Source organism: Paenibacillus sp. RC67 (genome assembly GCF_030020805.1).
Lineage (GTDB): Bacteria > Bacillota > Bacilli > Paenibacillales > NBRC-103111 > Paenibacillus_S.
Genome location: NZ_CP125098.1, coordinates 7,523,776 through 7,548,605, shown reverse-complemented (window position 1 = coordinate 7,548,605; position 24,830 = coordinate 7,523,776). Strand labels below are relative to the sequence as shown.

Annotated in this window: 18 protein-coding genes, 2 tRNA genes, 4 rRNA genes and 1 pseudogene; all 25 read left to right on the top strand. The window is 47.6% G+C overall.

Annotated features, from left to right (window positions below; translation table 11 throughout):
• Positions 1-127: 127 nt before the first annotated feature.
• The 25 genes and pseudogenes from cysK (at position 128) to QMA13_RS34170 (ending at position 24,785) form a co-directional block, all read left to right on the top strand.
• Positions 128-1,066 carry a cysteine synthase A gene (gene cysK, locus QMA13_RS34290; RefSeq protein WP_282938166.1) on the top strand — a complete coding sequence of 313 codons (939 nt, stop codon included), beginning with the start codon at positions 128-130 and terminating at the stop codon, positions 1,064-1,066.
• A 113-nt stretch (positions 1,067-1,179) separates the two neighbouring features.
• A complete protein-coding gene (locus tag QMA13_RS34285) occupies positions 1,180-2,718 on the top strand; it encodes an anthranilate synthase component I family protein (RefSeq protein WP_282938165.1) in 1,539 nt (512 codons plus the stop codon).
• A gap of 12 nt (positions 2,719-2,730) precedes the next feature.
• Positions 2,731-3,309, top strand: coding sequence for an aminodeoxychorismate/anthranilate synthase component II (gene pabA / locus QMA13_RS34280; protein ID WP_282938163.1), 579 nt, complete (start codon positions 2,731-2,733; stop codon positions 3,307-3,309).
• Positions 3,309-4,187 carry an aminodeoxychorismate lyase gene (gene pabC, locus QMA13_RS34275; RefSeq protein ID WP_282938161.1) on the top strand — a complete coding sequence of 293 codons (879 nt, stop codon included), beginning with the start codon at positions 3,309-3,311 and terminating at the stop codon, positions 4,185-4,187. The genes pabA and pabC overlap by 1 nt, the downstream gene beginning before the upstream one ends.
• A 93-nt stretch (positions 4,188-4,280) precedes the next feature.
• Positions 4,281-5,064 (top strand): annotated as a pseudogene (gene folP / locus QMA13_RS34270) (dihydropteroate synthase).
• A gap of 19 nt (positions 5,065-5,083) precedes the next feature.
• Entirely contained in the window at positions 5,084-5,446 is a 363-nt protein-coding gene (gene folB / locus QMA13_RS34265; RefSeq protein WP_282938159.1) for a dihydroneopterin aldolase, read from the top strand.
• Between the two features lie 4 nt (positions 5,447-5,450).
• A complete protein-coding gene (gene folK, locus QMA13_RS34260; protein WP_282943680.1) occupies positions 5,451-5,957 on the top strand; it encodes a 2-amino-4-hydroxy-6-hydroxymethyldihydropteridine diphosphokinase in 507 nt (168 codons plus the stop codon).
• Positions 5,939-6,148: a helix-turn-helix domain-containing protein gene (locus QMA13_RS34255; RefSeq protein ID WP_028551941.1), complete on the top strand. Its 210-nt coding sequence runs from the start codon at positions 5,939-5,941 to the stop codon at positions 6,146-6,148. Before folK ends, QMA13_RS34255 begins: the two co-directional genes overlap by 19 nt.
• Positions 6,149-6,177: 29 nt before the next feature.
• Complete coding sequence (dusB, locus tag QMA13_RS34250) at positions 6,178-7,197, top strand: tRNA dihydrouridine synthase DusB (protein WP_282938157.1); 1,020 nt, start codon at positions 6,178-6,180, stop codon at positions 7,195-7,197.
• 190 nt (positions 7,198-7,387) lie between these two features.
• Positions 7,388-7,864: a transcription elongation factor GreA gene (gene greA, locus QMA13_RS34245; RefSeq protein WP_282938156.1), complete on the top strand. Its 477-nt coding sequence runs from the start codon at positions 7,388-7,390 to the stop codon at positions 7,862-7,864.
• A gap of 100 nt (positions 7,865-7,964) precedes the next feature.
• The gene (lysS, locus tag QMA13_RS34240; protein WP_282938155.1) at positions 7,965-9,461 is read left to right on the top strand and encodes a lysine--tRNA ligase; all 1,497 of its coding nucleotides are present in this window, start codon (positions 7,965-7,967) and stop codon (positions 9,459-9,461) included.
• A gap of 394 nt (positions 9,462-9,855) precedes the next feature.
• Positions 9,856-11,390: ribosomal RNA gene (locus QMA13_RS34235) — 16S ribosomal RNA — on the top strand.
• 109 nt (positions 11,391-11,499) lie between these two features.
• Positions 11,500-11,616, top strand: a 5S ribosomal RNA gene (gene rrf, locus QMA13_RS34230).
• Positions 11,617-11,647: 31 nt separating this feature from the next.
• A tRNA-Ile gene (locus tag QMA13_RS34225) sits at positions 11,648-11,724 on the top strand.
• 21 nt (positions 11,725-11,745) lie between these two features.
• Positions 11,746-11,821 (top strand) — tRNA-Ala (locus QMA13_RS34220).
• 134 nt (positions 11,822-11,955) lie between these two features.
• Positions 11,956-14,878 (top strand): 23S ribosomal RNA (locus QMA13_RS34215).
• A gap of 142 nt (positions 14,879-15,020) precedes the next feature.
• Positions 15,021-15,137 (top strand): 5S ribosomal RNA (gene rrf / locus QMA13_RS34210).
• The 16S, 23S and 5S rRNA genes sit together here with 2 tRNA genes alongside, the layout of an rRNA operon.
• 221 nt (positions 15,138-15,358) lie before the next feature.
• Complete coding sequence (locus tag QMA13_RS34205; protein ID WP_282938153.1) at positions 15,359-15,820, top strand: CtsR family transcriptional regulator; 462 nt, start codon at positions 15,359-15,361, stop codon at positions 15,818-15,820.
• Positions 15,821-15,832: 12 nt separating this feature from the next.
• Entirely contained in the window at positions 15,833-16,351 is a 519-nt protein-coding gene (mcsA, locus tag QMA13_RS34200) for a protein-arginine kinase activator protein McsA (protein WP_282938151.1), read from the top strand.
• A 28-nt stretch (positions 16,352-16,379) separates the two neighbouring features.
• The gene (gene mcsB / locus QMA13_RS34195) at positions 16,380-17,453 is read left to right on the top strand and encodes a protein-arginine kinase McsB (protein ID WP_282938149.1); all 1,074 of its coding nucleotides are present in this window, start codon (positions 16,380-16,382) and stop codon (positions 17,451-17,453) included.
• 56 nt (positions 17,454-17,509) lie between these two features.
• Entirely contained in the window at positions 17,510-19,951 is a 2,442-nt protein-coding gene (clpC, locus tag QMA13_RS34190; RefSeq protein WP_282938147.1) for an ATP-dependent protease ATP-binding subunit ClpC, read from the top strand.
• A 153-nt stretch (positions 19,952-20,104) separates the two neighbouring features.
• Positions 20,105-21,472: a DNA repair protein RadA gene (gene radA / locus QMA13_RS34185; protein ID WP_282938145.1), complete on the top strand. Its 1,368-nt coding sequence runs from the start codon at positions 20,105-20,107 to the stop codon at positions 21,470-21,472.
• Between the two features lie 178 nt (positions 21,473-21,650).
• Complete coding sequence (gene disA, locus QMA13_RS34180) at positions 21,651-22,730, top strand: DNA integrity scanning diadenylate cyclase DisA (RefSeq protein ID WP_282938143.1); 1,080 nt, start codon at positions 21,651-21,653, stop codon at positions 22,728-22,730.
• Positions 22,731-22,804: 74 nt separating this feature from the next.
• On the top strand, positions 22,805-23,539 hold the full coding sequence (gene pssA / locus QMA13_RS34175) for a CDP-diacylglycerol--serine O-phosphatidyltransferase (RefSeq protein ID WP_282938142.1): 735 nt from the start codon (positions 22,805-22,807) through the stop codon (positions 23,537-23,539).
• A 148-nt stretch (positions 23,540-23,687) separates the two neighbouring features.
• Positions 23,688-24,785 (top strand): PIN/TRAM domain-containing protein, encoded by a 1,098-nt coding sequence (locus QMA13_RS34170; RefSeq protein WP_282938141.1) that lies wholly within the window; start codon positions 23,688-23,690, stop codon positions 24,783-24,785.
• Positions 24,786-24,830 lie beyond the last annotated feature (45 nt).

Sequence of the window (24,830 nt, the reverse complement as noted above, 5' to 3'; positions counted from 1 at the left end):
TCTTTTTGGTAAACACATCCATAAATTGATATTGACAACCTAGTCTCCGGTTGATAAGATATTATTATAATACCTACCAATTTACTCGGATATTATTCATCATATCTATTTTAGGAGGAACGTCAGGATGGCAAAAATAGTTCAGAACATAACACAATTAATCGGTGGAACCCCTCTAGTCAAGCTGAATCGCGTTGTGCCAGAAGGCAGCGCAGAAGTGTATGTTAAGCTGGAATACCAAAACCCTGGTGCAAGCGTAAAAGATCGTATTGCCATCAGTATGGTTGAAGTAGCTGAACAAGAAGGCAAGCTGAAACCAGGCGACACTATCATTGAGCCGACAAGCGGTAACACGGGAATCGGTCTGGCTATGGTAGCGGCAGCTAAGGGCTATAAAGCCATTCTCGTTATGCCTGAAACAATGAGTATGGAGCGCCGCAACCTGCTTCGCGCATACGGTGCTCAATTGGTACTAACTCCTGGAGCGGAAGGCATGAAGGGCGCCATCAAGCGTGCGGAAGATCTGCAAGCAGAGAACCCTTCCTATTTTATGCCACAGCAATTTAAGAACCAAGCGAACGTAAAAGTTCACCGCGAAACAACCGGCCCTGAAATTGTAGAAGCTATTCAGTCCCATGACGGTAAGCTGGATGCATTCATTGCGGGTATCGGTACTGGTGGTACGATTACAGGTGCGGGCAGCGTATTGAAAGAAAACTTCCCTAACATCAAGGTTTACGCTGTAGAGCCTAGTGCTTCCCCAGTATTGTCCGGCGGTAAGCCAGGCCCTCACAAAATTCAAGGCATCGGCGCAGGCTTCGTTCCTGATATTTTGAACACTTCAGTCTATGATGCAGTTATTCCTGTTGAAAATGACGATGCGTTTGAAACATCCCGCCGTGTAGCTAAAGAAGAAGGTATTCTTGGCGGTATTTCTTCCGGTGCAGCTATTTTTGCGGCTTTGAAAGTGGCTAAAGAGCTGGGCGCAGGCAAGAGAGTTGTAGCTATCATTCCAAGTAACGGTGAAAGATACCTCAGCACGCCTTTGTATCAATTCGAAGATTAATAACGATTGCAGAAGGCCCTTCAATTCGTTGAGGGGCTTTTTTTCATTAGCAATATCAAGTATACTAAGTCCAAAACTTATGAATAGTGGAGCAAGGAGGGGTGTCCGTTACGATGATAACCTACGAACAATGGCAGCAGTGGGCCGGCCATTACACGATGCTTCCCTACGTGCGGCGTTACCCCTTGGAAGAAGATCGGTTTATTTCTTGGGAAACAGCCTGGGAGCAAGCCTCACCCGGTTCCTTTGTACTGGAGAGCGGAAAGGGAGGAAGGTACACCTTCCTAGGCCTTCGCCCGGTATCAACGATCCGTGGAAAGGGAAAACAAACCGTCATTCAATATGAAGATGGTAAAACGGTTGAAGGCGAAGGTGCTCCGCTGGAAGCGGTAAAGCAATGGATGGATGTTTACCGTTCACCTGCTATTCGCAATCAAGGATTACCTAAGTTTCTTGGAGGCTGCGTTGGATTTTGGGGCTACGATGTAGTACGGTCTATTGAAAAGCTTCCTGTCCAAGCTTCTGACGATTTGCCTGTACCTGACTATGCTTTCGCAAGGTTCGATCGGATATGGATCATCGACCATGAGGAGCAAGCACTGTACTGTGCAGTACACAAAAGGATTTCTGGAGCAGACGAGTCTTTAGAGGAGCGACATCGAGAGGCGAAAGCCGATGTCGAGCAGATGAAACGCCAATGGGACCTGGTTGCTGCCGTGAATCATACGGAGCGCTATAAGCATATCCGTGAATCGATGCTGGCAGAGGTAAGTAAGGACGGGCTCCAAATTGACGTGGACTCCATCGAGGGGATTCAGGCAGATTTTCCGAGAGCCGATTATATCCAAGCAGTTCAGCAGATTCAACGGTACATCGGTGCCGGCGACGTATTTCAGGTCAATTTGTCGGTAAGGCAGCATAAACAGCTTCATACGACACCTGAGGCCATCTATGAATGGCTGCGGGTCGTAAATCCTTCACCCTACATGGGGCTGCTGCGGTTTGAGGATTTTCAGATCGTATCAGGCTCACCGGAGCTGCTTGTGCAGTTGGAAGAGGACGACGTACGCACACGTCCGATTGCGGGTACCCGACCTAGAGGTAAAGACGCAGAAGAAGATCGGCGACTTGCAGATGAATTAATCCACCATGAGAAAGAGCGCGCGGAGCACATCATGCTGGTCGATCTGGAGCGTAACGATCTTGGGAAAATATCAACCTATGGTACGGTAAAAGTAAAGGATTTCATGGTTATTGAGTATTACTCCCATGTCATGCATATCGTTTCGCAGGTGGACGGTAGATTGGCACCGGGAAAACAAGCCTATGACGTCATAGCGGCTACATTTCCTGGGGGTACGATTACAGGAGCCCCGAAGGTTCGCACGATGGAAATCATCGAAGAGCTTGAACCTGTGCGCAGAAGCGTTTATACAGGCTCTATCGGATGGATTGACTATAATGGGGATATGGAATTTAATATTATTATCCGAACGCTGGTTGTGGCCGACGGGATCGGTTACGTACAGGCCGGAGCTGGCATTGTGATTGATTCTGTACCGGAGAAGGAATATACCGAATCGATCAATAAGGCTAAAGCCATGTGGAAAGCAATTCAATATAGCGAATGGAACGACAAAATTGAAGCTTAGGGGGTATATGCTATGATTCTTGTCATTGATAACTACGATTCCTTTACGTATAATTTGGTTCAATATTTAGGTGAGCTTGGTCAGCAGGTAGAAGTCCGCCGTAATGATGAGATTGACTTGGCTGGTATTGAGGCGCTGAATCCGGACCATATTCTGATTTCGCCAGGACCGTGTACTCCGAATGAAGCTGGCATTAGTCTTGCGCTTATCGAGCATTTTAAAGGGAAGATTCCGATTCTCGGCGTATGTCTCGGACATCAATCCATCGGTCAAGTGTTTGGAGGAGAAGTGATTCGCGCCGAGCGCTTGATGCATGGTAAAACCTCGCCGATTTTGCATGACGGTAAAACATTGTTTAAAGATTTGCCATCTCCTTTCACGGCAACAAGGTACCACTCCTTAATTGTCAAAAGAGAGACACTGCCAGATTGCCTGGAGATTAGCGCTGAAACGGCTGAAGGTGAAATTATGGGTCTTCGCCACAAGGAATATCCTATTGAGGGCGTACAATTTCATCCGGAATCCATCATTACAGATCATGGGCTTCGTCTTCTAAGCAACTTCTTGAATGAAACGGCAGTGAAGCAGTAGTGAACATCTATGTCAACGGAAGCATAATAGCGGAAGAAAAGGCCGTGGTCTCGGTATACGATCACGGTTTTCTTTACGGTATAGGGTTGTTCGAGACATTCCGCACCTACGGGGGACAGCCTTTCTTGCTCAAGGAGCACCAGAAAAGAATGGCATACGGATGCGAACAGCTAGGGATGGATTATCGGGCGAAGGACGGGGAATGGGAAGCCATTGTTGCTTCCTTGTTAGAAGCTAACGGGCTTACCGATGCCTACTTTCGTTTTACTGTTACGGCTGGAGAAGATATTCTCGGTCTTCCGGCGGGAGATTATAGCCAGCCGCAGTTGATAGTCTATGTTAAGGGGCTGTCTGCTCGAGATGAGGAGCTATACTCCAAGGGGAAGCCGCTTCAGCTGCTCTCCATCCCTCGAAACACGCCGGAGGGGGATGTGAGATTCAAATCGCTCCATTATATGAATAATATACTGGCAAAGCGGGAGCTCAAACAATATCCTTGGGCAATGAGAGCTGAAGGGCTGCAGACGGATGGGAAGGGCTATCTGGCGGAGGGGATTGTAAGCAATCTTTTCTTTGTTAAGAACCATCGCCTGCATACCCCTTCGCTAGAAACTGGGATATTGCCGGGAATAACTAGAGCCTTTGTTATGAAGTTGGCAAAGCAGCACGGTATTGTATTGGAAGAAGGCTTATATCGGTGGGAAGATTTACAGAAGGCTGATGAAGTATTCATAACCAACTCCATTCAAGAAATAGTTCCGATTACGACACTCTATGATCTTTCTGGCAGCGTCTGTGGAGTGAGTGGAGGAGCAGCAGGTCGAGTAACAAGGAAGCTCAGCGAGCTGTACGGAAATCACACAATAACTCGGAAGTGACGGTGGATGCTCATGTCGAATTCAGTCAATGAGCAGCAGCCTTTTATAGACTGCCGCGGTATCTTATTGGACGTATATAATGAAACGGTCATTATGGGGATTTTGAACGTAACCCCAGACTCCTTTTCCGACGGGGGACAGCATAACGATCCCTCCTCTGCGGTAGAACGTGCCAAGCAAATGATTGCTGAAGGAGCGGGAATTATTGATATCGGAGGGGGAATCGACCCGGCCTGGAGCCGAGGTGGTAACCTTGGAGCAAGAGCTGGAGCGGGTTATTCCGGCTATCCGCGCACTGAAAGAGGCAGGTATTCAGGCTCCTATTTCTGTCGACACGTATAAGGCGGAGGTAGCAAGGCAAGCCTTGGAGGCAGGGGCACACATATTGAATGATATCTGGGGATTGAAAAGAGACCTGGATATGGCTAAGCTTGCCGCTGAGTATGGCTGCCCTATCGTTATTATGCATAATCGCGAGGTGGCTGTGTATGATAGCTTCATTTATGATACAATCCAGGATTTGCTGGAAAGCATTCGAATAGCGCATGATGCAGGCGTCAAAGACCATCAAATTATTTTGGACCCGGGAATAGGGTTTGCCAAGTCTTATGAGCAGAATCTGCAGCTGATGAATGAGCTTCATCAAATTGCTGCTTTAGGATACCCGGTACTGCTCGGAACCTCCCGGAAAACCATGATCCGTACCGCTTTGCAGCTTCCTGCGAATGACGTAATAGAAGGAACGGCTGCAACTGTAGCCATGGGAATAGCAGAAGGCTGTCGAATTATGCGCGTCCATGATGTCAAACAAATGAAACGAGTTGCGGTCATGGCGGATACCATCATCAAACATCGGCTGCCAGCAGAGAACGTGTAAAGAAGGGAATGGAAGCAGAATGGATAAAATTGTAATGAACGGCATGCAATTTTACGGCTATCATGGCGTTTTTCCCGAAGAAAATAAACTGGGCCAACGCTATGAGGCAGACATAGAAATGCATCTTCCTCTGGACAAACCGGGAAATTCGGATCACCTAGAAGATACCATCAATTATGCGGAAGCATATGAGATCGTAAAGAATATTATGGAAAAGCAGACCTTCAAGCTGATCGAGGCTTTAGCGGAGCAGGTTGCATCTAAGCTCCTGCAAACTTATACTAGTATAAATGAAATTACTGTACGCGTACGGAAGCCGCATCCGCCGGTTGCGATCTTTTTTGACGGTGTAGCAGTTGAAATTCACAGAAAGCGGGCATAAGTTCATGGGCTCACAGCCTTCACATCGCGCATATATTGCGTTAGGCTCCAATATGGGGGACAGGGAACGTTTACTGCTTGAAGCAATCGGGCTTCTTGCAGAGTACGAAACTATAGAGGTTATTAGCTGTTCCGGTATTTATGAAACCGAGCCTGTGGGTTATGTGGACCAGGCGGCTTTTCTTAACATGGTGATTGAGGTAGAGACATCGCTTGAGCCAAAGGAGCTGCTTGGCGTTATGCAGCGAATTGAGCTGAGCCTCGGACGAACGCGCGAGCTGCGTTGGGGACCAAGAACGATCGATTTGGATATGCTGCTCTACGATAATGTGAAGCAGGACGATCCGATGCTCATCCTCCCTCATCCAAGAATGCTGGAACGAGCCTTTGTCCTTGTACCGTTAGTTGAGGTCGCACAGGCAAGCCGTGTGCAGCAGTCTGCCGAATGGGCAGCGCATCTAGAGAAGCTGGAGGGAAAGGAAGGCGTTACCTTATGGAAAAAAATGCAATAGCACAGCGCATCCGCGCTTTTCGTAAGTTAAAGGGCTTCACCCAGAACGAATTGGCTGATCAATTGGATGTATCCATTGCCATACTTGGTGCTATCGAACGCGGGACACGCAAGCCCGATCCCAAAATTATCCGTAAAATTTCCGAGGTGCTCGGGATTGATCCGGAAGAACTGCTGCCAACAGCAAAATAACACAGAAAGTACGAGAGGAGGGAATTAACATGTTGAAAATAGGAAATGTAGAGGCGCCGAACCAGGTGGTATTGGCTCCAATGGCTGGAGTATGCAACCCGGCGTTTCGTTTGATAGCCAAAGAATTTGGGTGCGGACTTGTCTGTGCGGAAATGGTCAGCGATAAAGCGATTCTGCATGGTAATCATCGTACGATGGAAATGCTGTTCGTGGATGATCGTGAGAAACCGCTCAGCTTGCAAATTTTCGGAGGAGATACGGAATCGTTGGTCGAAGCGGCCAAATACGTGGACCAACATACGAATGCGGATATTATAGATATCAACATGGGGTGTCCCGTTCCAAAAATCACGAAGTGCGATGCAGGGGCTCGTTGGCTTCTGGATCCACCCAAAATTGAACAAATGATCTCTACCGTAGTGAAATCAGTCAGCAAGCCAGTAACCGTGAAGATGCGGATGGGTTGGGACGATGAGCACATATATGCCGTGCAAAATGCAAAAGCAGTAGAGAATGGCGGAGGCTCCGCTGTATCTGTTCATGGCCGCACACGCGTCCAAATGTATACGGGACATGCCAACTGGGACATTATTAAGGAAGTTAAGGAATCCGTGTCGATTCCTGTCATTGGCAATGGTGATGTCTGTACACCTGAAGATGCCAAGCGGATGCTCGATCAGACTGGAGTCGATGGAGTCATGATCGGCCGGGCTGCATTGGGCAATCCATGGATGCTTTACCGGACGATTCAATTTCTGACGAACGGCGAACTGCTTCCAGAACCGTCAGGACAAGAGAAGATGCGTATAGCACTTCTCCATATGGACCGCTTGGTTGCCCTTAAGGGAGAGCATGTGGCTGTTAAGGAAATGCGGAAGCACTTGGCATGGTATTTGAAAGGACTGCCTGGCGCTGCCCGAGTCAAGGATGTCATCATGGAGCAAACGAAGCGGGATGAAATGGCTCGTGTACTTGAGGAGTTTGTGTCCTCCATGGAGCAAGATTCGTCTTCTTATGCAGCAATGGAAACGTCCTCGGCGGTTCAATAAATCGGGCTTTCTGAGGTATTTGGTTCAGATTGACATTTGAATAGGGTTGCAATATAATCAGTCAATAGTCGTCAACAAGCGGATCAGGCATCAGGATCTCGATCGTTAATATATTATTTATAAGTGAATTCATAATCGATGGAATCAGCTCGAAATATGAAAATCTTTCACATGACAGGAGATCGTTGCAATGAGTGAAAAAGAAGTCATCCTGACTCAGGAAGGTTTAAAAAAGCTTGAGGAAGAGTTAGAGCATCTTAAATCCGTAAAGCGCCGTGAGGTTGCAGAACGGATCAAAGTAGCGATCGGCTACGGGGATATTAGCGAAAACTCCGAATATGAAGATGCAAAGAACGAACAAGCGTTTATCGAAGGCAGAATTCTTACATTAGAGAAAATGCTTCGTAATGCTCGGATCATTAATAATGAGGATGTCAACACGGATACGGTTAGTGTAGGCTCCATCGTAACCTTGAAGGATTTGGAATTCGGTGATATCGTCGAGTACAATATTGTAGGTACAGCGGAGTCGGATCCGTTTCAAAATAAAATTTCCAACGAAAGCCCTGTAGGAAAAGCCATTCTTGGTAAAGTTAAAGGCGCCTCGGTTGACGTTAACGTACCTGCGGGCGTGATCCAGTACGAAATCATCGATATTAAGAAATAAGATGGTTTCAAGTGGCACTTATTGTAAAGGCCGTCGATAGAAAGCTTCCTCTGGAAGCTTTTTTAACGTATTGAAAGCAAATCATAAGGAGCTGGAAAGCATGACTGTAGAACAAGAAATAAATGAATTGCTTCAGATTAGAAGAAACAAATTGGACGAGCTTCGCGGGCTGGGCATTGACCCGTTCGGACAAAAATTTGATCTGACCCACCATGCGGCGGAGTTACTTAAAGCTTATGATGATTTCACTAAAGAAGATTTGGATGCAAAAGAAATCGAAGTGAGCATTGCTGGCCGTATTATGCAAAAACGCGCGATGGGTAAAGCCAGCTTTACGCATATTCAAGATATCACCGGTAAAATTCAAGTTTATGTGCGTGAGGATGCCGTTGGAACGACGAAATACCAAGCCTTTGACCTGTTGGATATCGGAGATATTATTGGTGTCAAAGGGGTTATGTTCAAAACTAAAACAGGTGAGCTTTCCGTAAAAGCGAAAGAAGTAGAGGTTCTCTCCAAATCGCTGCTGCCGCTCCCTGAAAAATATCATGGTTTAAAAGATGTCGAGCTGCGTTACCGTCAGCGGTATGTCGACCTCATCATGAATCAAGATGTACAGCAAACGTTTATTTTGCGTTCCAAAATTATTCAATCGATGCGCCGCTATCTGGATTCCCGCGGTTACTTAGAGGTGGAAACACCTACACTTCATGCCATTGCTGGCGGAGCTTCCGCCCGTCCTTTCATTACGCATCATAATGCGTTGGACATGCAGCTGTATATGCGTATCGCCATCGAGCTTCATCTGAAGCGCCTCATTGTCGGGGGGATGGAAAAAGTATACGAGATCGGTCGTGTATATCGTAACGAGGGGATTTCCACGCGACATAACCCTGAGTTTACGATGATCGAGCTGTACGAAGCTTATGCAGACTATCAAGACATCATGAGACTCACGGAAAATATGATCGCCCACATCGCTCAAGAAGTATTGGGCACAACGAAGCTGCAATATCAAGGACATGAAGTAGACCTGACCCCGCAATGGAGACGCGTTTCCATGGTTGATGCGATTAAAGAAGTCGTGGGCGTCGATTTCAGCAAACAGATGACCGATGAAGAAGCGCATCAGTTAGCCAAAGAGCATAAAGTGCCTGTTGAGCCTATGATGACTTTTGGACATATCGTCAATCAGTTCTTCGAAACCTTCGTAGAAGAAACGTTGATACAACCTACATTTGTATACGGGCATCCTGTTGCAATCTCCCCGTTGGCGAAAAAGAACGAACAGGATCCACGCTTTACAGACCGGTTCGAATTGTTTATCGTAGCACGCGAGCATGCTAATGCGTTTACTGAGCTTAATGATCCTATTGACCAACGTGAGCGTTTTGAAGCTCAATTGGTGGAGCGTGAGCAGGGGAACGATGAAGCACATGAGATGGATGATGACTTTATTCGTGCATTGGAATATGGTATGCCGCCTACAGGTGGACTCGGCATTGGTGTAGACCGTCTAGTTATGCTTTTGACGAACTCTCCTTCCATTCGCGATGTGCTGCTGTTCCCGCTAATGCGCGAACGCCAAGGCGAATAAATATTGAGCTTGTGGTACAATATAAAACGTATCTTTCAGTGTGTCTGGAAGATACGTTTTTTTAATTTGAAACCAGTGTAAAAATAAAATCAAAAAAAGGTTGCATTTCGTTTTGGGTTTTGGTATATTACTTTTTGTCGCTTTTGAGACCTCATCTGCAGGACAGCTTACATTATCATCTGATGATGAAAATGATGAAAAAAGTACTTGCAATTGAGTAGGCGAATGTGATATATTAATCAAGTCGCCGCTAAACAGGGTGACGAAAAATAAGCGAAATTGTCCTTTGAAAACTGAACAACGAGTGAATGTTTTAAAGAGAATGAAAATTCTCGCTAGCATTGAATTTTGAGCTTAAGACAAGCTCTGTTATACGATCGCTTCGGTGATCACTTTAATGGAGAGTTTGATCCTGGCTCAGGACGAACGCTGGCGGCGTGCCTAATACATGCAAGTCGAGCGGTCCCTTCGGGGATAGCGGCGGACGGGTGAGTAACACGTAGGCAACCTGCCTGTAAGATTGGGATAACTATCGGAAACGATAGCTAAGACCAGATAACTGGTTCTCTCGCATGAGAGGATCATGAAACACGGGGTAACCTGTGGCTTACAGATGGGCCTGCGGCGCATTAGCTAGTTGGTAGGGTAACGGCCTACCAAGGCGACGATGCGTAGCCGACCTGAGAGGGTGATCGGCCACACTGGGACTGAGACACGGCCCAGACTCCTACGGGAGGCAGCAGTAGGGAATCTTCCGCAATGGACGCAAGTCTGACGGAGCAACGCCGCGTGAGTGATGAAGGTTTTCGGATCGTAAAGCTCTGTTGCCAGGGAAGAACGCCTAGGAGAGTAACTGCTCTTAGGGTGACGGTACCTGAGAAGAAAGCCCCGGCTAACTACGTGCCAGCAGCCGCGGTAATACGTAGGGGGCAAGCGTTGTCCGGAATTATTGGGCGTAAAGCGCGCGCAGGCGGTCATTTAAGTTTGGTGTTTAAGCCCGGGGCTCAACCCCGGATCGCACTGAAAACTGGGTGACTTGAGTGCGGGAGAGGAAAGTGGAATTCCACGTGTAGCGGTGAAATGCGTAGAGATGTGGAGGAACACCAGTGGCGAAGGCGACTTTCTGGACCGTAACTGACGCTGAGGCGCGAAAGCGTGGGGAGCAAACAGGATTAGATACCCTGGTAGTCCACGCCGTAAACGATGAGTGCTAGGTGTTAGGGGTTTCGATACCCTTGGTGCCGAAGTAAACACAGTAAGCACTCCGCCTGGGGAGTACGCTCGCAAGAGTGAAACTCAAAGGAATTGACGGGGACCCGCACAAGCAGTGGAGTATGTGGTTTAATTCGAAGCAACGCGAAGAACCTTACCAGGTCTTGACATCCCGATGCAAACCCTAGAGATAGGGTCCTTCTTCGGAACATCGGAGACAGGTGGTGCATGGTTGTCGTCAGCTCGTGTCGTGAGATGTTGGGTTAAGTCCCGCAACGAGCGCAACCCTTGACTTTAGTTGCCAGCATTGAGTTGGGCACTCTAGAGTGACTGCCGGTGACAAACCGGAGGAAGGCGGGGATGACGTCAAATCATCATGCCCCTTATGACCTGGGCTACACACGTACTACAATGGCCGGTACAACGGGAAGCGAAGCCGCGAGGTGGAGCGAATCTTTAGAAGCCGGTCTCAGTTCGGATTGCAGGCTGCAACTCGCCTGCATGAAGTCGGAATTGCTAGTAATCGCGGATCAGCATGCCGCGGTGAATACGTTCCCGGGTCTTGTACACACCGCCCGTCACACCACGAGAGTTTACAACACCCGAAGTCGGTGGGGTAACCCGCAATGGAGCCAGCCGCCGAAGGTGGGGTAGATGATTGGGGTGAAGTCGTAACAAGGTAGCCGTATCGGAAGGTGCGGCTGGATCACCTCCTTTCTATGGAGTCCATGATGACTGTAGGTCATCGGACATAAGCAGTATATTATACTGCAAACAGCATTCACTCGTTGGTCAGTTTTGAGAGGATAACACTTCTCAATATTCGTTTGGTGATGATGGCGGAAGGGAACCACGCGTACCCATACCGAACACGAACGTTAAGCCTTCCAGCGTCGATGGTACTTGGACCGCAGGGTCCTGGGAGAGTAGAACGTCGCCAAGCGAACCCTTTATAGGGTTAAAGTAAATAATGAGGGCCCTTAGCTCAGCTGGTTAGAGCGCACCCCTGATAAGGGTGAGGTCGGTGGTTCGAGTCCACTAGGGCCCACCATAAAGCTTAATATCATAGTATGGGGCCATAGCTCAGCTGGGAGAGCGCCTGCCTTGCAAGCAGGAGGTCAGCGGTTCGATCCCGCTTGGCTCCACCAATTAGACTATTGGCAATTGACATCATGAATTTGATGCACAGTTGCAGACAGATTGTTCCTTGAAAACTAGATATCGAAATAAATGCGTAGAGCAATACACGTAGTGACGATTCTTCGGAATCGAATCATTAGCTGGTTAAGCTAATAAGAGCACACGGAGGATGCCTAGGCGCTAGGAGCCGAAGAAGGACGTGGCGAACGACGAAATGGCCTCGGGGAGCCGTAAGCAGGCTTTGATCCGGGGATGTCCGAATGGGGGAACCCAGCTGAGGTAATACTCAGTTACCATGTAGTGAATACATAGCTGCATTGGAGGCATACGAGGAGAACTGAAACATCTAAGTACCCTCAGGAGAAGAAAACAAAAGTGATTCCGTCAGTAGCGGCGAGCGAAAGCGGAATAGCCCAAACCAGGGGGCTTGCCCTCTGGGGTTGTGGGACGTCAATGTGCGAAAAGTTGGTTAGGCGAAGCGGTCTGGAAAGGCCGACCAGAGAGGGTAAAAGTCCTGTAGCCAAAAACGAACGTATCGCTAGACGGATCCCGAGTACCGCGAGACACGTGAAACCTCGTGGGAAGCAGGCAGGACCATCTGCCAAGGCTAAATACTCCCTAGCGACCGATAGTGAAGCAGTACCGTGAGGGAAAGGTGAAAAGAACCGCGGGAGCGGAGTGAAATAGAACCTGAAACCGTGTGCTTACAAGAAGTCAGAGCCCGTTCATGGGTGATGGCGTGCCTTTTGTAGAATGAACCGGCGAGTTACGTTCCCGTGCAAGGTTAAGGTGAAGAGCCGAAGCCGCAGCGAAAGCGAGTCTGAATAGGGCGATTTAGTACGTGGGCGTAGACCCGAAACCATGTGATCTACCCCTGTCCAGGGTGAAGGTGCGGTAACACGCACTGGAGGCCCGAACCCACGAATGTTGAAAAATTCGGGGATGAGGTGGGGGTAGCGGAGAAATTCCAATCGAACTTGGAGATAGCTGGTTCTCCCCGAAATAGCTTTAGGGCTAGCCTCGGGAGATGAGTAGTGGAGGTAAAGCACTGATTGGGTGCGGGGCCCGCCAAGGGTTACCAAGTCCAGTCAAACTCTGAATGCCACATACTTTCATCCCGGGAGTCAGACAGTGAGTGCTAAGATCCATTGTCAAGAGGGAAACAGCCCAGACCATCAGCTAAGGTCCCCCAGTGTGTGTTAAGTGGGAAAGGATGTGGAGTTGCACAGACAACCAGGATGTTGGCTTAGAAGCAGCCACCATTGAAAGAGTGCGTAATAGCTCACTGGTCGAGTGACTCTGCGCCGAAAATGTAACGGGGCTAAACACGCCACCGAAGCTATGGCTAGGACAGTAATGTTCTTGGGTAGGGGAGCGTTGTATGTAGGTTGAAGGTGTACCGTAAGGAGCGCTGGACAGCATACAAGTGAGAATGCCGGTATGAGTAACGAAAAGACAAGTGAGAATCTTGTCCGCCGAAAGCCTAAGGGTTCCTGAGGAAGGCTCGTCCACTCAGGGTAAGTCGGGACCTAAGGCGAGGCCGAAAGGCGTAGTCGAAGGACAACAGGTTGAAATTCCTGTACCACCGTGAACCGTTATGAGCAATGGGGTGACGCAGAAGGATAGTGACGCGGGCTGATGGATGCCCGTCCAAGCAGAGAGGCTGATGTGTAGGCAAATCCGCACATCGTTAAGGCTGGTCTGTGATGGGGAGCGAAAATTGCAGTAGCGAAGGTCATGAGTTCAGGCTGCCAAGAAAAGCCTCTAGCCAGGGAGAAGGTGCCCGTACCGCAAACCGACACAGGTAGGCGAGCAGAGCATGCTAAGGCGCGCGGAAGAACTCTCGTTAAGGAACTCGGCAAAATGACCCCGTAACTTCGGGAGAAGGGGTGCCTCGGTAGGGTGAATAGCCCGAGGGGGCCGCAGTGAAAAGGCCCAAGCGACTGTTTAGCAAAAACACAGGTCTGTGCGAAGCCGCAAGGCGAAGTATACGGGCTGACGCCTGCCCGGTGCTGGAAGGTTAAGGGGAGTGGTTAGGGAGCAATCCCGAAGCTATGAACCGAAGCCCCAGTAAACGGCGGCCGTAACTATAACGGTCCTAAGGTAGCGAAATTCCTTGTCAGGTAAATTCTGACCCGCACGAATGGCGTAACGACTTGGGCGCTGTCTCAACGAGAGATCCGGTGAAATTTTAATACCTGTGAAGATGCAGGTTACCCGCGACAAGACGGAAAGACCCCATGGAGCTTTACTGCAGCTTGATATTGGACTTTGGTACGATCTGTACAGGATAGGTGGGAGCCTGAGAAGCATGAGCGCCAGCTTGTGTGGAGGCGACGTTGGGATACCACCCTGATCGTATCGGAGTTCTAACCCGCGGCCGTGAACCGGTCGGGGAACAGTGTCAGGTGGGCAGTTTGACTGGGGCGGTCGCCTCCTAAAAAGTAACGGAGGCGCCCCAAGGTTCCCTCAGAATGGTTGGAAATCATTCGAAGAGTGCAAAGGCATAAGGGAGCTTGACTGCGAGACATACAGGTCGAGCAGGGACGAAAGTCGGGCTTAGTGATCCGGTGGTACCGAATGGAAGGGCCATCGCTCAACGGATAAAAGCTACCCTGGGGATAACAGGCTTATCTCCCCCAAGAGTCCACATCGACGGGGAGGTTTGGCACCTCGATGTCGGCTCATCGCATCCTGGGGCTGAAGTAGGTCCCAAGGGTTGGGCTGTTCGCCCATTAAAGCGGTACGCGAGCTGGGTTCAGAACGTCGTGAGACAGTTCGGTCCCTATCTGTCGTGGGCGTAGGAAATTTGAGAGGAGCTGTCCTTAGTACGAGAGGACCGGGATGGACGTACCGCTGGTGTACCAGTTGTTCCGCCAGGAGCACGGCTGGATAGCTACGTACGGACGGGATAAGCGCTGAAAGCATCTAAGCGTGAAGCCCCCCTCAAGATGAGATTTCCCAGTATGTAAGACCCCTTGAAGACGACGAGGTTGATAGGTTCGGGGTGGAAGCACGGCAACGTGTGGAGCTGACGAATACTAATCGGTCGAGGGCTTATCCAAGATTCTGTGATGTGTACAACATGCAGAAGTATTAGCTCAACCAACGCGCATTTATTTCGTATCTAGTTTTCAAGGAATAAGCCTTGAATGCTTCGAGAAGCTTTGATGCTTACGAAGTAAGCTTTCAAAAGAAAGCTCTTAGTTTGGTGATGATGGCGGAAGGGAACCACGCGTACCCATACCGAACACGAACGTTAAGCCTTCCAGCGTCGATGGTACTTGGACCGCAGGGTCCTGGGAGAGTAGAACGTCGCCAAGCAAAAGTAAAAAGTCTTTCCGGACTTTCCGGGAAGGCTTTTTTTGCATTCTGAAGCACTATTCGCAACAAACAATTGCTTATTCCAAAGCATAAAAAAAAATGAAGAGTCAACAATAAAATGAGCGTTGTTCCATAGTTGCAAATTATCAGAAAACTGCTATAATGATATTAAAGTCAAAGAAAGTCAAAGTCAATTTACTTCTGGGAAGGAGGATGAATTGATGCGTAATGTCTCCGAAGTCATTGAACAATATTTAAAGCACATCATACAACAAAGTACTGATGGTATTGTGGAAATTCAGCGCAATGAGCTGGCGGATCAATTCGAATGTGTCCCTTCCCAAATCAACTACGTTATCAGCACACGGTTTACTTTGGAAAAAGGATATATTGTAGAGAGTAAACGTGGTGGCGGCGGCTATATCCGCATCCAGAGAGTTGAGCTTAAAGCTCATGGGTCGGTACACGATCATATTTTCAGAACCATTAGCACCCATATGGATCAAACGGCATCCGAAGGATTGCTGTATCAACTTGAGGAGAGCGGTTATATTACTCCAAGAGAAGCAGCGATCATGAGGGCTGCGATAGCGAGGGAAGTGCTCGTTTTGAAATTGCCGCTGCGTGACGAGATCAGGGCTAAAATTATGAAGGCTATGCTGATATCCTTGTTGAGTAAATAAGGAGGGACTTGTATGCTTTGTCAGGAATGTGGAAAAAAACAAGCTACATTGCATTTTACCAAAATACTGAATGGCGAAAAGACCGAGTTCCATATTTGTGAATCATGCGCTCGTGAAAAAGGAGAGCTGATTCCAGGTACTCCAAACGGCTTTTCGATTCATAATTTGTTATCAGGGCTGCTCGATTTCGAACCGCCCTCTCATAATCCGATGGCTCCCAAATCTCCGCCAAGCCGGTGTGAGCATTGCGGACTGACTTACACACAGTTCAGTAAGCTGGGGCGTTTTGGGTGCAGCTCATGCTATAAGCATTTCGGCGAGAAGCTGGATCCATTGTTCAAAAGAGTACACGGAAATATTCAGCACACAGGAAAGGTTCCAAAACGTTCCGGTGGGTTAATTAAACATAAGAGGGAAATCGAAACCTTAAAAAAAGAGCTGCTGGTGAAAATTGAGAAAGAGGAATTTGAAGATGCAGCTCATCTTCGTGACGTCATACGTGATCTGGAAAAAAAGGTAGCCGAAGGCTAAGTTCCTTTTTGGGTAGGGAGGTGTGCTTATGACAGCAAAGCGTTTTACAGAGCAGGCTTTGAGCGATTGGATGAAAGGTGAGGGGCCGGATTCGGACATCGTCATTAGCAGTAGAATCCGTATTGCGAGGAATTTGCGGTCTTATCCTTTTCCAATGCTTGCTACAAATCAGCAATCCAAAGAAGTGCTGGAGCAAGTGTCGAACGTATTGAGCAATGAAGACCTTCACACGATCAGTCATTTTTCTTTAGTGCTTCTGGATGACTTGAATGAGCTGGAAAAGCGGGTACTGGTGGAGAAGCATCTCATTAGTCCGGCTTTGGCCGACGAATCACGCAATGGCGCGGTCATCCTTAGCGATAACGAATCCATCAGCATTATGGTGAATGAAGAAGACCATTTGCGAATACAATGCTTGTGCCCGGGTTTTCAGATTAAAGAGGCTTGGGATATGGCGAATCAGATTGATGATCTTTTCGAAGTACAGCTGGATTACGCTTTTGATGAAAAAAGAGGCTTTTTAACGAGCTGCCCTACTAATGTGGGAACGGGCATTCGTGCTTCCGTGATGATTCATTTGCCTGCTTTGGTGCTGACCCAGCAAATTAACCGTATTTTATCGGCAATCACTCAAGTGGGGTTGGCCGTTCGCGGATTGTATGGGGAAGGCAGTGAGGCATTAGGTAATTTGTTTCAAATTTCGAATCAAATTACACTAGGTCAATCCGAGCAGGAGATTATAGACAACCTGTACGGCGTTGTAAGGCAGCTTATAGAGCACGAACGGGCTGCAAGGGAGAAGCTACAGTATGAGACCAAAGCGAAGCTGTTGGACCGAATTAGCCGCTCCTACGGCATTATGTCCTATGCTGCTATTATGGACTCCAAAGAAGCCGCTCAGCGTCTCTCTGATGTTCGCTTAGGGATTGATCTGGGAATTATCAAAAATGTTCCCACTCAAGTGATGAATGAGCTTTTGGTAATGACCCAGCCGGGTTTTTTACAGCAGTATGCAGGAGAAAAGCTCACGCCTGAAGAAAGAGACATAAGAAGGGCGCAGCTCATTCGCGAGAAGTTCTCGCAAGAAAGTGCTACATGCTAGAACGCACCCTTTGAAGCGTGCTTTCGATATTTTATTCTTTTATGGAGGTGTTACACATGATGTTTGGGAGATTTACAGAACGTGCGCAGAAAGTGTTGTCTTTGGCACAAGAAGAGGCCGTTCGTTTAGGTCATAATAATATTGGCACCGAGCATATTTTGCTGGGGCTGATTCGTGAAGGCGATGGTATTGCAGCCAAGGCTCTTATTGCTTTGGGATTAGGGCTTGAAAAAATTCAAGACGAGGTTGAGGCATTAATCGGCAGAGGGCAAGAACAGCCTACTAATATTGCTTATACGCCACGTGCGAAAAAAGTGATTGAGCTGTCGATGGATGAAGCCCGCAAGCTGGGCCACACCTATGTGGGTACCGAACATATCTTGTTGGGACTAATCCGTGAAGGGGAAGGCGTCGCTGCCCGTGTGCTTAACAATCTCGGAGTTAGCCTGAATAAGGCGCGCCAGCAAGTGCTTCAGCTATTAGGCAGCAGCGAAGTGGTGTCTACGAACCATGGTAACACCGCTAATGCAAATACGCCTACGTTGGATGGATTGGCCAGAGATTTGACGGCGTACGCCAAAGACGGCAATCTGGACCCAGTTATTGGGCGCAGTAAAGAAATTGAACGTGTCATTCAAGTGCTGAGTCGCAGAACCAAGAACAATCCGGTTCTAATCGGGGAGCCAGGGGTAGGTAAAACGGCTATCGCTGAAGGACTTGCACAAAAAATTATTAATAATGAAATTCCTGAAACTTTAAGAGATAAACGGGTTATGACGTTGGATATGGGTTCTGTCGTTGCGGGTACGAAGTACCGCGGCGAATTCGAGGACCGTTTGAAAAAAATTATGGATGAGATTCGCCAAGCAGGCAACATCATCCTCTTCATTGATGAGCTGCATACGTTGATCGGAGCAGGTGGGGCCGAAGGCGCTATTGATGCTTCCAACATCCTAAAGCCCGCATTGGCAAGGGGCGAACTGCAATGTATCGGTGCTACGACATTAGACGAGTACCGCAAATACATCGAGAAAGATGCCGCTTTGGAAAGACGTTTCCAACCGATTACGGTGGATCAGCCGTCTCCAGACGAAGCCATTCAAATTTTGCATGGTCTGCGTGATCGATATGAAGCGCATCACCGTGTGAAAATTACGGACGAAGCGATTGAGCAAGCCGTGAAATTGTCCGACCGTTATATTACAGATCGTTTCCTGCCAGATAAGGCGATCGACTTGATTGACGAGGCAAGCTCCAAAGTAAGGCTTCGCTCCTATACGGTACCGCCAGATCTGAAAAAACTGGAAAGCAAGCTCGAAGATATTCGTAAGGAAAAGGATGCGGCTGTTCAAAGCCAAGAGTTCGAAAAGGCAGCATCTCTGCGAGACACGGAGCAAAAGCTTCGTGAAGAGCTGGATTCCACCAAGAACGAATGGAAAGAAAAACAGGGACGTACCGATTCCGAAGTCACTCCCGAAGATATCGCACAGGTTGTGGCAAGCTGGACCGGCATTCCAGTTGTGAAGCTGGCGGAAGAAGAAACCGAGCGTCTGCTGAAAATGGAATCGATCTTGCATGATCGTGTTATAGGTCAAGAAGAGGCTGTTAAAGCCGTAAGCCGCGCTATCCGCCGTGCTAGAGCAGGCTTGAAAGATCCTAAGCGTCCGATGGGTTCCTTCATTTTCTTGGGCCCTACAGGCGTTGGTAAAACGGAGCTGGCTCGTGCTTTAGCCGAATCTTTGTTCGGTGACGAGAACGCCGTTATTAGAATCGACATGTCCGAGTACATGGAGAAGCATTCGACTTCACGTCTTGTTGGAGCGCCTCCGGGGTATGTAGGATACGAAGAAGGCGGCCAGTTAACGGAAAAAGTTCGCCGTAAACCGTACTCCGTAGTCTTATTGGATGAGATTGAAAAAGCGCATCCGGAAGTGTTCAACATCCTGCTGCAAGTGCTGGAAGATGGTCGTTTGACCGATTCTAAAGGCCGTACGGTAGACTTCCGCAATACGCTGATCATTATGACCTCCAATGTAGGTGCGGACACAATTAAGAAAAATTCTTCGCTTGGTTTCACAGCTATGCATGATGCCGGCAAAGATTACAACAACATGAAAGATAAAGTGATGGGCGAGCTTAAAAAGAGCTTCCGTCCGGAGTTCTTGAACCGGATTGATGAAATCATCGTGTTCCACTCTCTGGATGAAAATCACATCGCTGAAATCGTAACCTTAATGGCCGAAGATCTTCGCAAGCGTCTGAAGGAACAGGAAGTGGACTTTGTCTTAACCGATAAAGCTAAAGCATTCCTGGCTAAAGAAGGCTTCGATCCGACCTATGGAGCGAGACCGCTTCGTAGAGCGATACAGAAGCATATCGAAGATCGGTTGTCTGAAGAATTGCTTCGCGGACATATCTCCAAGGGCGATACGTTAACGATAGACGAAAAAGATGGAGAATTAACCGTAGAACGCAATCAAGGTGTTGCAACATCTTAATAAGTAAATGCGTTATACATCCTGTACCCTGATTAGGGTGCGGGATGTTTTTGTGTTTTATGGGCCAGAAGGGTTTTCTTTACCCCCACAAAATGGTAAACTTTGATAAGATGGGATAGGCAACGGATGGAATAACACCAGGGAGAATAATAAATGGCAAAGCAAAAAACGAAGTTCTGCTGCCAAGAGTGCGGCTATGAATCGCCGAAATGGGTGGGGAAGTGCCCCGGCTGTCAGGCATGGAATACATTTGTTGAAGAAGTGGAAACCGTCACGAAGACACAAGGTATGTCCTCTTCCATACTGAAGTCGAAAGAAAAGCCAGTTTCGATCATAAATATAAAAAGCAGCGAAGAGCAGCGCATCGTTACAAGGAACAAAGAATTGAATCGGGTTCTGGGCGGCGGAGTGGTACCGGGATCCCTACTGCTTGTTGGCGGAGATCCGGGTATAGGTAAATCTACGCTGCTGCTGCAAACCTCACATGATTTGACCCTAAGCAATCAGAAGGTGCTGTACGTTTCAGGTGAGGAATCAGTAAGGCAGACAAAACTGCGTGCAGATCGGTTGAATGCGACATCGGAACAATTGTTCGTACTGTGTGAAACGAATCTGGAATTAATTGAAGCGGCTATTGAAGAAGTGCAGCCTGACTTTGTCGTCATCGATTCGATACAGACGGTATACCATCCCGCAATCGGCTCGGCACCTGGCAGTGTATCTCAGGTAAGAGAATGCACAGGACATTTTATGAGAATCGCAAAGATCAAAGGGATCGCAACGGTTCTTGTAGGTCATGTTACTAAAGAGGGTGCCATTGCAGGCCCAAGAATGCTTGAGCATATGGTGGATTGCGTGCTTTATTTTGAAGGGGAGCGCCACCACTCCTACCGGCTGCTGCGAGCCGTGAAGAACCGGTTCGGTTCCACGAATGAAATTGGAATCTTTGAAATGCAGGAAAGCGGATTGGTAGAGGTTAACAATCCTTCGGAGCTATTTTTGTCGGAGCGGCCTCTAGGGGTATCAGGTTCTACTGTAGTAGCGAGTATGGAAGGAACGCGGCCCGTTCTAGTTGAGCTTCAGGCTCTGGTCTCATCGACCAATTTCCCTTCTCCGCGAAGAATGGCAACGGGGATTGATCACAATCGTCTTGCTTTAATCATAGCGGTGCTTGAGAAGCGGATGGGGATGTTTTTACAAAACCAGGATGCTTACGTTAATGTAGCCGGTGGGGTAAAGCTCGATGAACCGGCAGTTGACCTTGCCATTGCTGTAAGTATAGCCTCCAGCTTAAGGGAGCAGCCTACGCAGCCTTTTGATGTGGTATTTGGCGAAGTAGGCCTAACCGGTGAGGTGAGAGGGGTATCACGAGTGGATCAAAGAGTCAAGGAAGCTGAGAAGCTTGGATTTCGCCGCGTTATCGTACCGGAAAAAAGCTTGAAGGGTTGGACGCCTCCTTCGGGTATAGAAGTAATAGGAGTGAATACAGTAGCCGAAGCGTTAAAGGTTGCCTTAGGATAAAAACGCGAGGGCTTTTAAAAAGGATAATAATGTTAACAATAGAATGCGTAATGCCAGAAGCAGGCTTTCCTTCGGGAAGTCCTAACTTTAGGCTTACGAAGTAGGTTTTCCTACGGAAAACCCAGAGATATTGTTTACGAAGTAGACTTTCCTTCGGAAAGTCCTTAGGAGGGACAACATGAGCAAGGAAGAAACCAAAAGAGATGTCATGAGCCAGCTTCTGCAGATGGTAGCACCGGGGACAGCATTTCGAGACGGACTCGAGAACGTGCTGCGGGCGAAGACAGGTGCATTGATCGTCGTGGGATATAGTCCGGAAGTAATGGAAATTGTGGACGGAGGCTTTTCCATTAACTGTGACTTCTCACCGAACTATTTGTACGAGCTGGCCAAGATGGACGGTGCAATCATACTGAGCGAAGACTTGAAGCGTATACTTTACGCCAATACGCAGCTAATACCGAACTCATCCATTTCATCTTCTGAAACGGGGATCCGACACCGAACCGCCGAGCGAGTCGCTAAACAAACTTCCAAGCTCGTGGTGTCCATCTCCCAAAGACGAAACGTCATTACGTTGTATCAGGGGAATTTGCGGTACGCCCTGAAAGATATGGGAGTTATTTTGACCAAGGCGAACCAGGCGATTCAGACATTGGAGAAATACAAGTCAGTGTTGGACCAAGCTATGACTAATCTGGGTGCTTCCGAATTTGAAGAGCTGGTTACCTTGCATGACGTGACGAATGTGGTACTGCGAATCGAGATGGTACTTCGTATTAAGGCTGAAATCAAACGGTACATCAATGAGCTTGGAACCGAAGGTCGTCTTATTAGTATGCAGTTGGAAGAGCTTGTTGGTGCTACAGAGCACGAGGCTCTACTACTGGTCAAAGACTATGTAAGAGAATTCACTGAAGAAAAAATTAAAGATGTTAATCACAGTCTGCGACGTCTCGCAACGGATGAGATGCTAGATCACTCCCACATCGCTCGAATTTTAGGATATCCTCATGCTAGTATTAGCGCAGAAGACACGGTATCCCCAAGAGGGTATCGGGTGCTTAATAAAATTCCACGTCTCCCGTCGATCATTATTCATAATTTGGTGGAAAAATTCGGTCAGCTTCCGCACTTGATGATGGCAACCATCGATGAATTGGATGAAGTTGACGGTATTGGGGAAGTCAGAGCACGCGCGATTAAAGAGGGTTTAAAACGAATTCAAGATCAAGTACTCATTGACAGACATATTTAACTTGCATACAATCAGAAAGTAGCCTAATATAATGAGTTATATTAGGGTACAGTATAACCAGAGGTGGACAAATAATGCTAACTAAATCTATTCCCAATCTTTTCACATTAGGGAACTTGTTTTTAGGATTTATATCGATCATTCTTGCCTTTAATAGGGAAGCGGAATGGGCAGCGATTATGGTCATTGTCGCGATGCTGTGCGACGGCTTGGACGGACGCGTAGCACGAGCGCTGAATGTCCAAAGTGAATTCGGTAAAGAGCTTGACTCTTTGTCTGATGTTATTTCGTTCGGCGTTGCTCCAGCCTTCATTATGTACGTCGTTGCCTTTACTGACATGCCCGCAGCAGCGGCTTGGATTGTAACAGCTATTTTCCCGATTTGCGGTGCGCTTCGTTTGGCTCGCTTCAATGTGGTTGCAGGCGTTCCAGGATACTTTATCGGATTGCCGATTCCAGCAGCAGGCGGTGTACTCTGTACGCTCGCGCTGTTCCATACCGAACTAAATACGATTATTTTGGTTTTGAGCACATTGTTGTTATCGTACTTAATGGTTAGTACGGTGAAATATCCTAACTTCAAAAAAGTCGGGATTCCGAAAAAAGCTATCTGGATTACTCCTGTAGTTGTAGCTATTGCTGTAACGGTAGCTTATTATTTCCCAGGCACATTATCCAAAATGATTTTCGTACCGTTGCTTCTGTATGCGCTGTACGGCTTAAAAAAAAACGTTGAACGTCTCTTCCCGAAACGGAGAAGAAAGAATAAATCCATCGACGAGGCAAAGTCCGAGACTGGATCCATGTAAGAAAAGCGGAAATGAAAAGCATTTATTTTCCTTAACGGGAAAGTAAGTGCTTTTTTTATTTTTTCTTGAGCTGGAACGATTAGGCAGGAAACTTTTGGTTCATAATTGTAACGAGGCATTTTTTAATAAAAAGTTTGGAGGTGATTCTATGACGAAAAGATGGTTCCAATGTTTATTTGCAGTTATCGGGGGCGTGTTAGGGTATGAATGGAGTGATACCGTCGGACAACCATTTTTTAAAATCATAGAAAAGGTGTTCGGTGTGGAGCAAGTGAATGGCGAGGCTTACTGGATGATGTTTGCCGGTGTCGTGCTTTTTTACTTGATCAGTTCTTGGGCAGTCAATTATATTTTACATGTGATGCAGCTCAGCGAGGAAAAAGTAACGGCTATGCCTATTGCAGATCTCATTGCAGGAACGATAGGGATGGTCATCGGACTGTTGATGGCTACCATGCTGTTAACCCCTTTTGAGCAGGCAGGATTGTTTTCTCCACTGCTTCAAGTGATTTTTACGATGATGTTCGGCTTTGTGGGATTTCGGCTGGGTTATGCTAAGAGGGAAGAACTTATTGTGCTGCTTTCCAAAAGCCGCTCAGGCAAAGATCGTAATGGATCCAATGAAGGTAAAGGTTTTGAGGAACACAAAATTTTGGATACCAGCGTCATTATTGATGGACGTATTGCAGATATTTGCAAAACAGGATTTATTGAGGGGACACTAGTCATTCCTGAATTCGTGCTAGAAGAGCTCCAACATATTGCCGATTCCTCAGATTTACTGAAAAGAAACAGAGGGCGCCGCGGGCTTGATATTTTGAATAAAATTCAAAAAGAGCTTGAAGTCAGAGTATTGATCTACGAAGGCGACTTTGAGGAAATATCTGAGGTGGACAGCAAGCTGGTCAAGCTCGCCAAAGTGCTTCAGGGCAAAGTGATTACGAATGATTTCAATTTGAATAAAGTATGCGAATTGCAAGGGGTTTCCGTTCTAAATATTAATGATTTGGCCAATGCGGTTAAGCCGGTTGTGTTGCCAGGCGAGGAAATATTGGTTCAGGTTATTAAAGACGGTAAGGAACATGGCCAGGGAGTCGCTTATCTGGATGACGGAACGATGATAGTGGTAGAGGGCGGCCGTGATTTCATCGGAACGACTCTTGATGTGCTTGTCACTAGCGTATTGCAAACCTCAGCGGGTAGAATGATTTTTGCTAAACCGAAACTATTGGAAAAAGCACTCTAAAACGTATATGATAGGAAGAGTGCATCGTAAAGGATAACTAGTAGG

What these genes read in the sequence shown, in the direction of transcription:
- cysK (WP_282938166.1), top strand. Translation starts at nt 128, where the DNA reads ATGGCAAAAATAGTTCAGAACATAACACAATTAATCGGTGGAACCCCT.
- QMA13_RS34285 (WP_282938165.1), top strand. Translation starts at nt 1,180, where the DNA reads ATGATAACCTACGAACAATGGCAGCAGTGGGCCGGCCATTACACGATG.
- pabA (WP_282938163.1), top strand. Translation starts at nt 2,731, where the DNA reads ATGATTCTTGTCATTGATAACTACGATTCCTTTACGTATAATTTGGTT.
- folB (WP_282938159.1), top strand. Translation starts at nt 5,084, where the DNA reads ATGGATAAAATTGTAATGAACGGCATGCAATTTTACGGCTATCATGGC.
- folK (WP_282943680.1), top strand. Translation starts at nt 5,451, where the DNA reads ATGGGCTCACAGCCTTCACATCGCGCATATATTGCGTTAGGCTCCAAT.
- QMA13_RS34255 (WP_028551941.1), top strand. Translation starts at nt 5,939, where the DNA reads ATGGAAAAAAATGCAATAGCACAGCGCATCCGCGCTTTTCGTAAGTTA.
- dusB (WP_282938157.1), top strand. Translation starts at nt 6,178, where the DNA reads ATGTTGAAAATAGGAAATGTAGAGGCGCCGAACCAGGTGGTATTGGCT.
- greA (WP_282938156.1), top strand. Translation starts at nt 7,388, where the DNA reads ATGAGTGAAAAAGAAGTCATCCTGACTCAGGAAGGTTTAAAAAAGCTT.
- lysS (WP_282938155.1), top strand. Translation starts at nt 7,965, where the DNA reads ATGACTGTAGAACAAGAAATAAATGAATTGCTTCAGATTAGAAGAAAC.
- QMA13_RS34205 (WP_282938153.1), top strand. Translation starts at nt 15,359, where the DNA reads ATGCGTAATGTCTCCGAAGTCATTGAACAATATTTAAAGCACATCATA.
- mcsA (WP_282938151.1), top strand. Translation starts at nt 15,833, where the DNA reads ATGCTTTGTCAGGAATGTGGAAAAAAACAAGCTACATTGCATTTTACC.
- mcsB (WP_282938149.1), top strand. Translation starts at nt 16,380, where the DNA reads ATGACAGCAAAGCGTTTTACAGAGCAGGCTTTGAGCGATTGGATGAAA.
- clpC (WP_282938147.1), top strand. Translation starts at nt 17,510, where the DNA reads ATGATGTTTGGGAGATTTACAGAACGTGCGCAGAAAGTGTTGTCTTTG.
- radA (WP_282938145.1), top strand. Translation starts at nt 20,105, where the DNA reads ATGGCAAAGCAAAAAACGAAGTTCTGCTGCCAAGAGTGCGGCTATGAA.
- disA (WP_282938143.1), top strand. Translation starts at nt 21,651, where the DNA reads ATGAGCAAGGAAGAAACCAAAAGAGATGTCATGAGCCAGCTTCTGCAG.
- pssA (WP_282938142.1), top strand. Translation starts at nt 22,805, where the DNA reads ATGCTAACTAAATCTATTCCCAATCTTTTCACATTAGGGAACTTGTTT.
- QMA13_RS34170 (WP_282938141.1), top strand. Translation starts at nt 23,688, where the DNA reads ATGACGAAAAGATGGTTCCAATGTTTATTTGCAGTTATCGGGGGCGTG.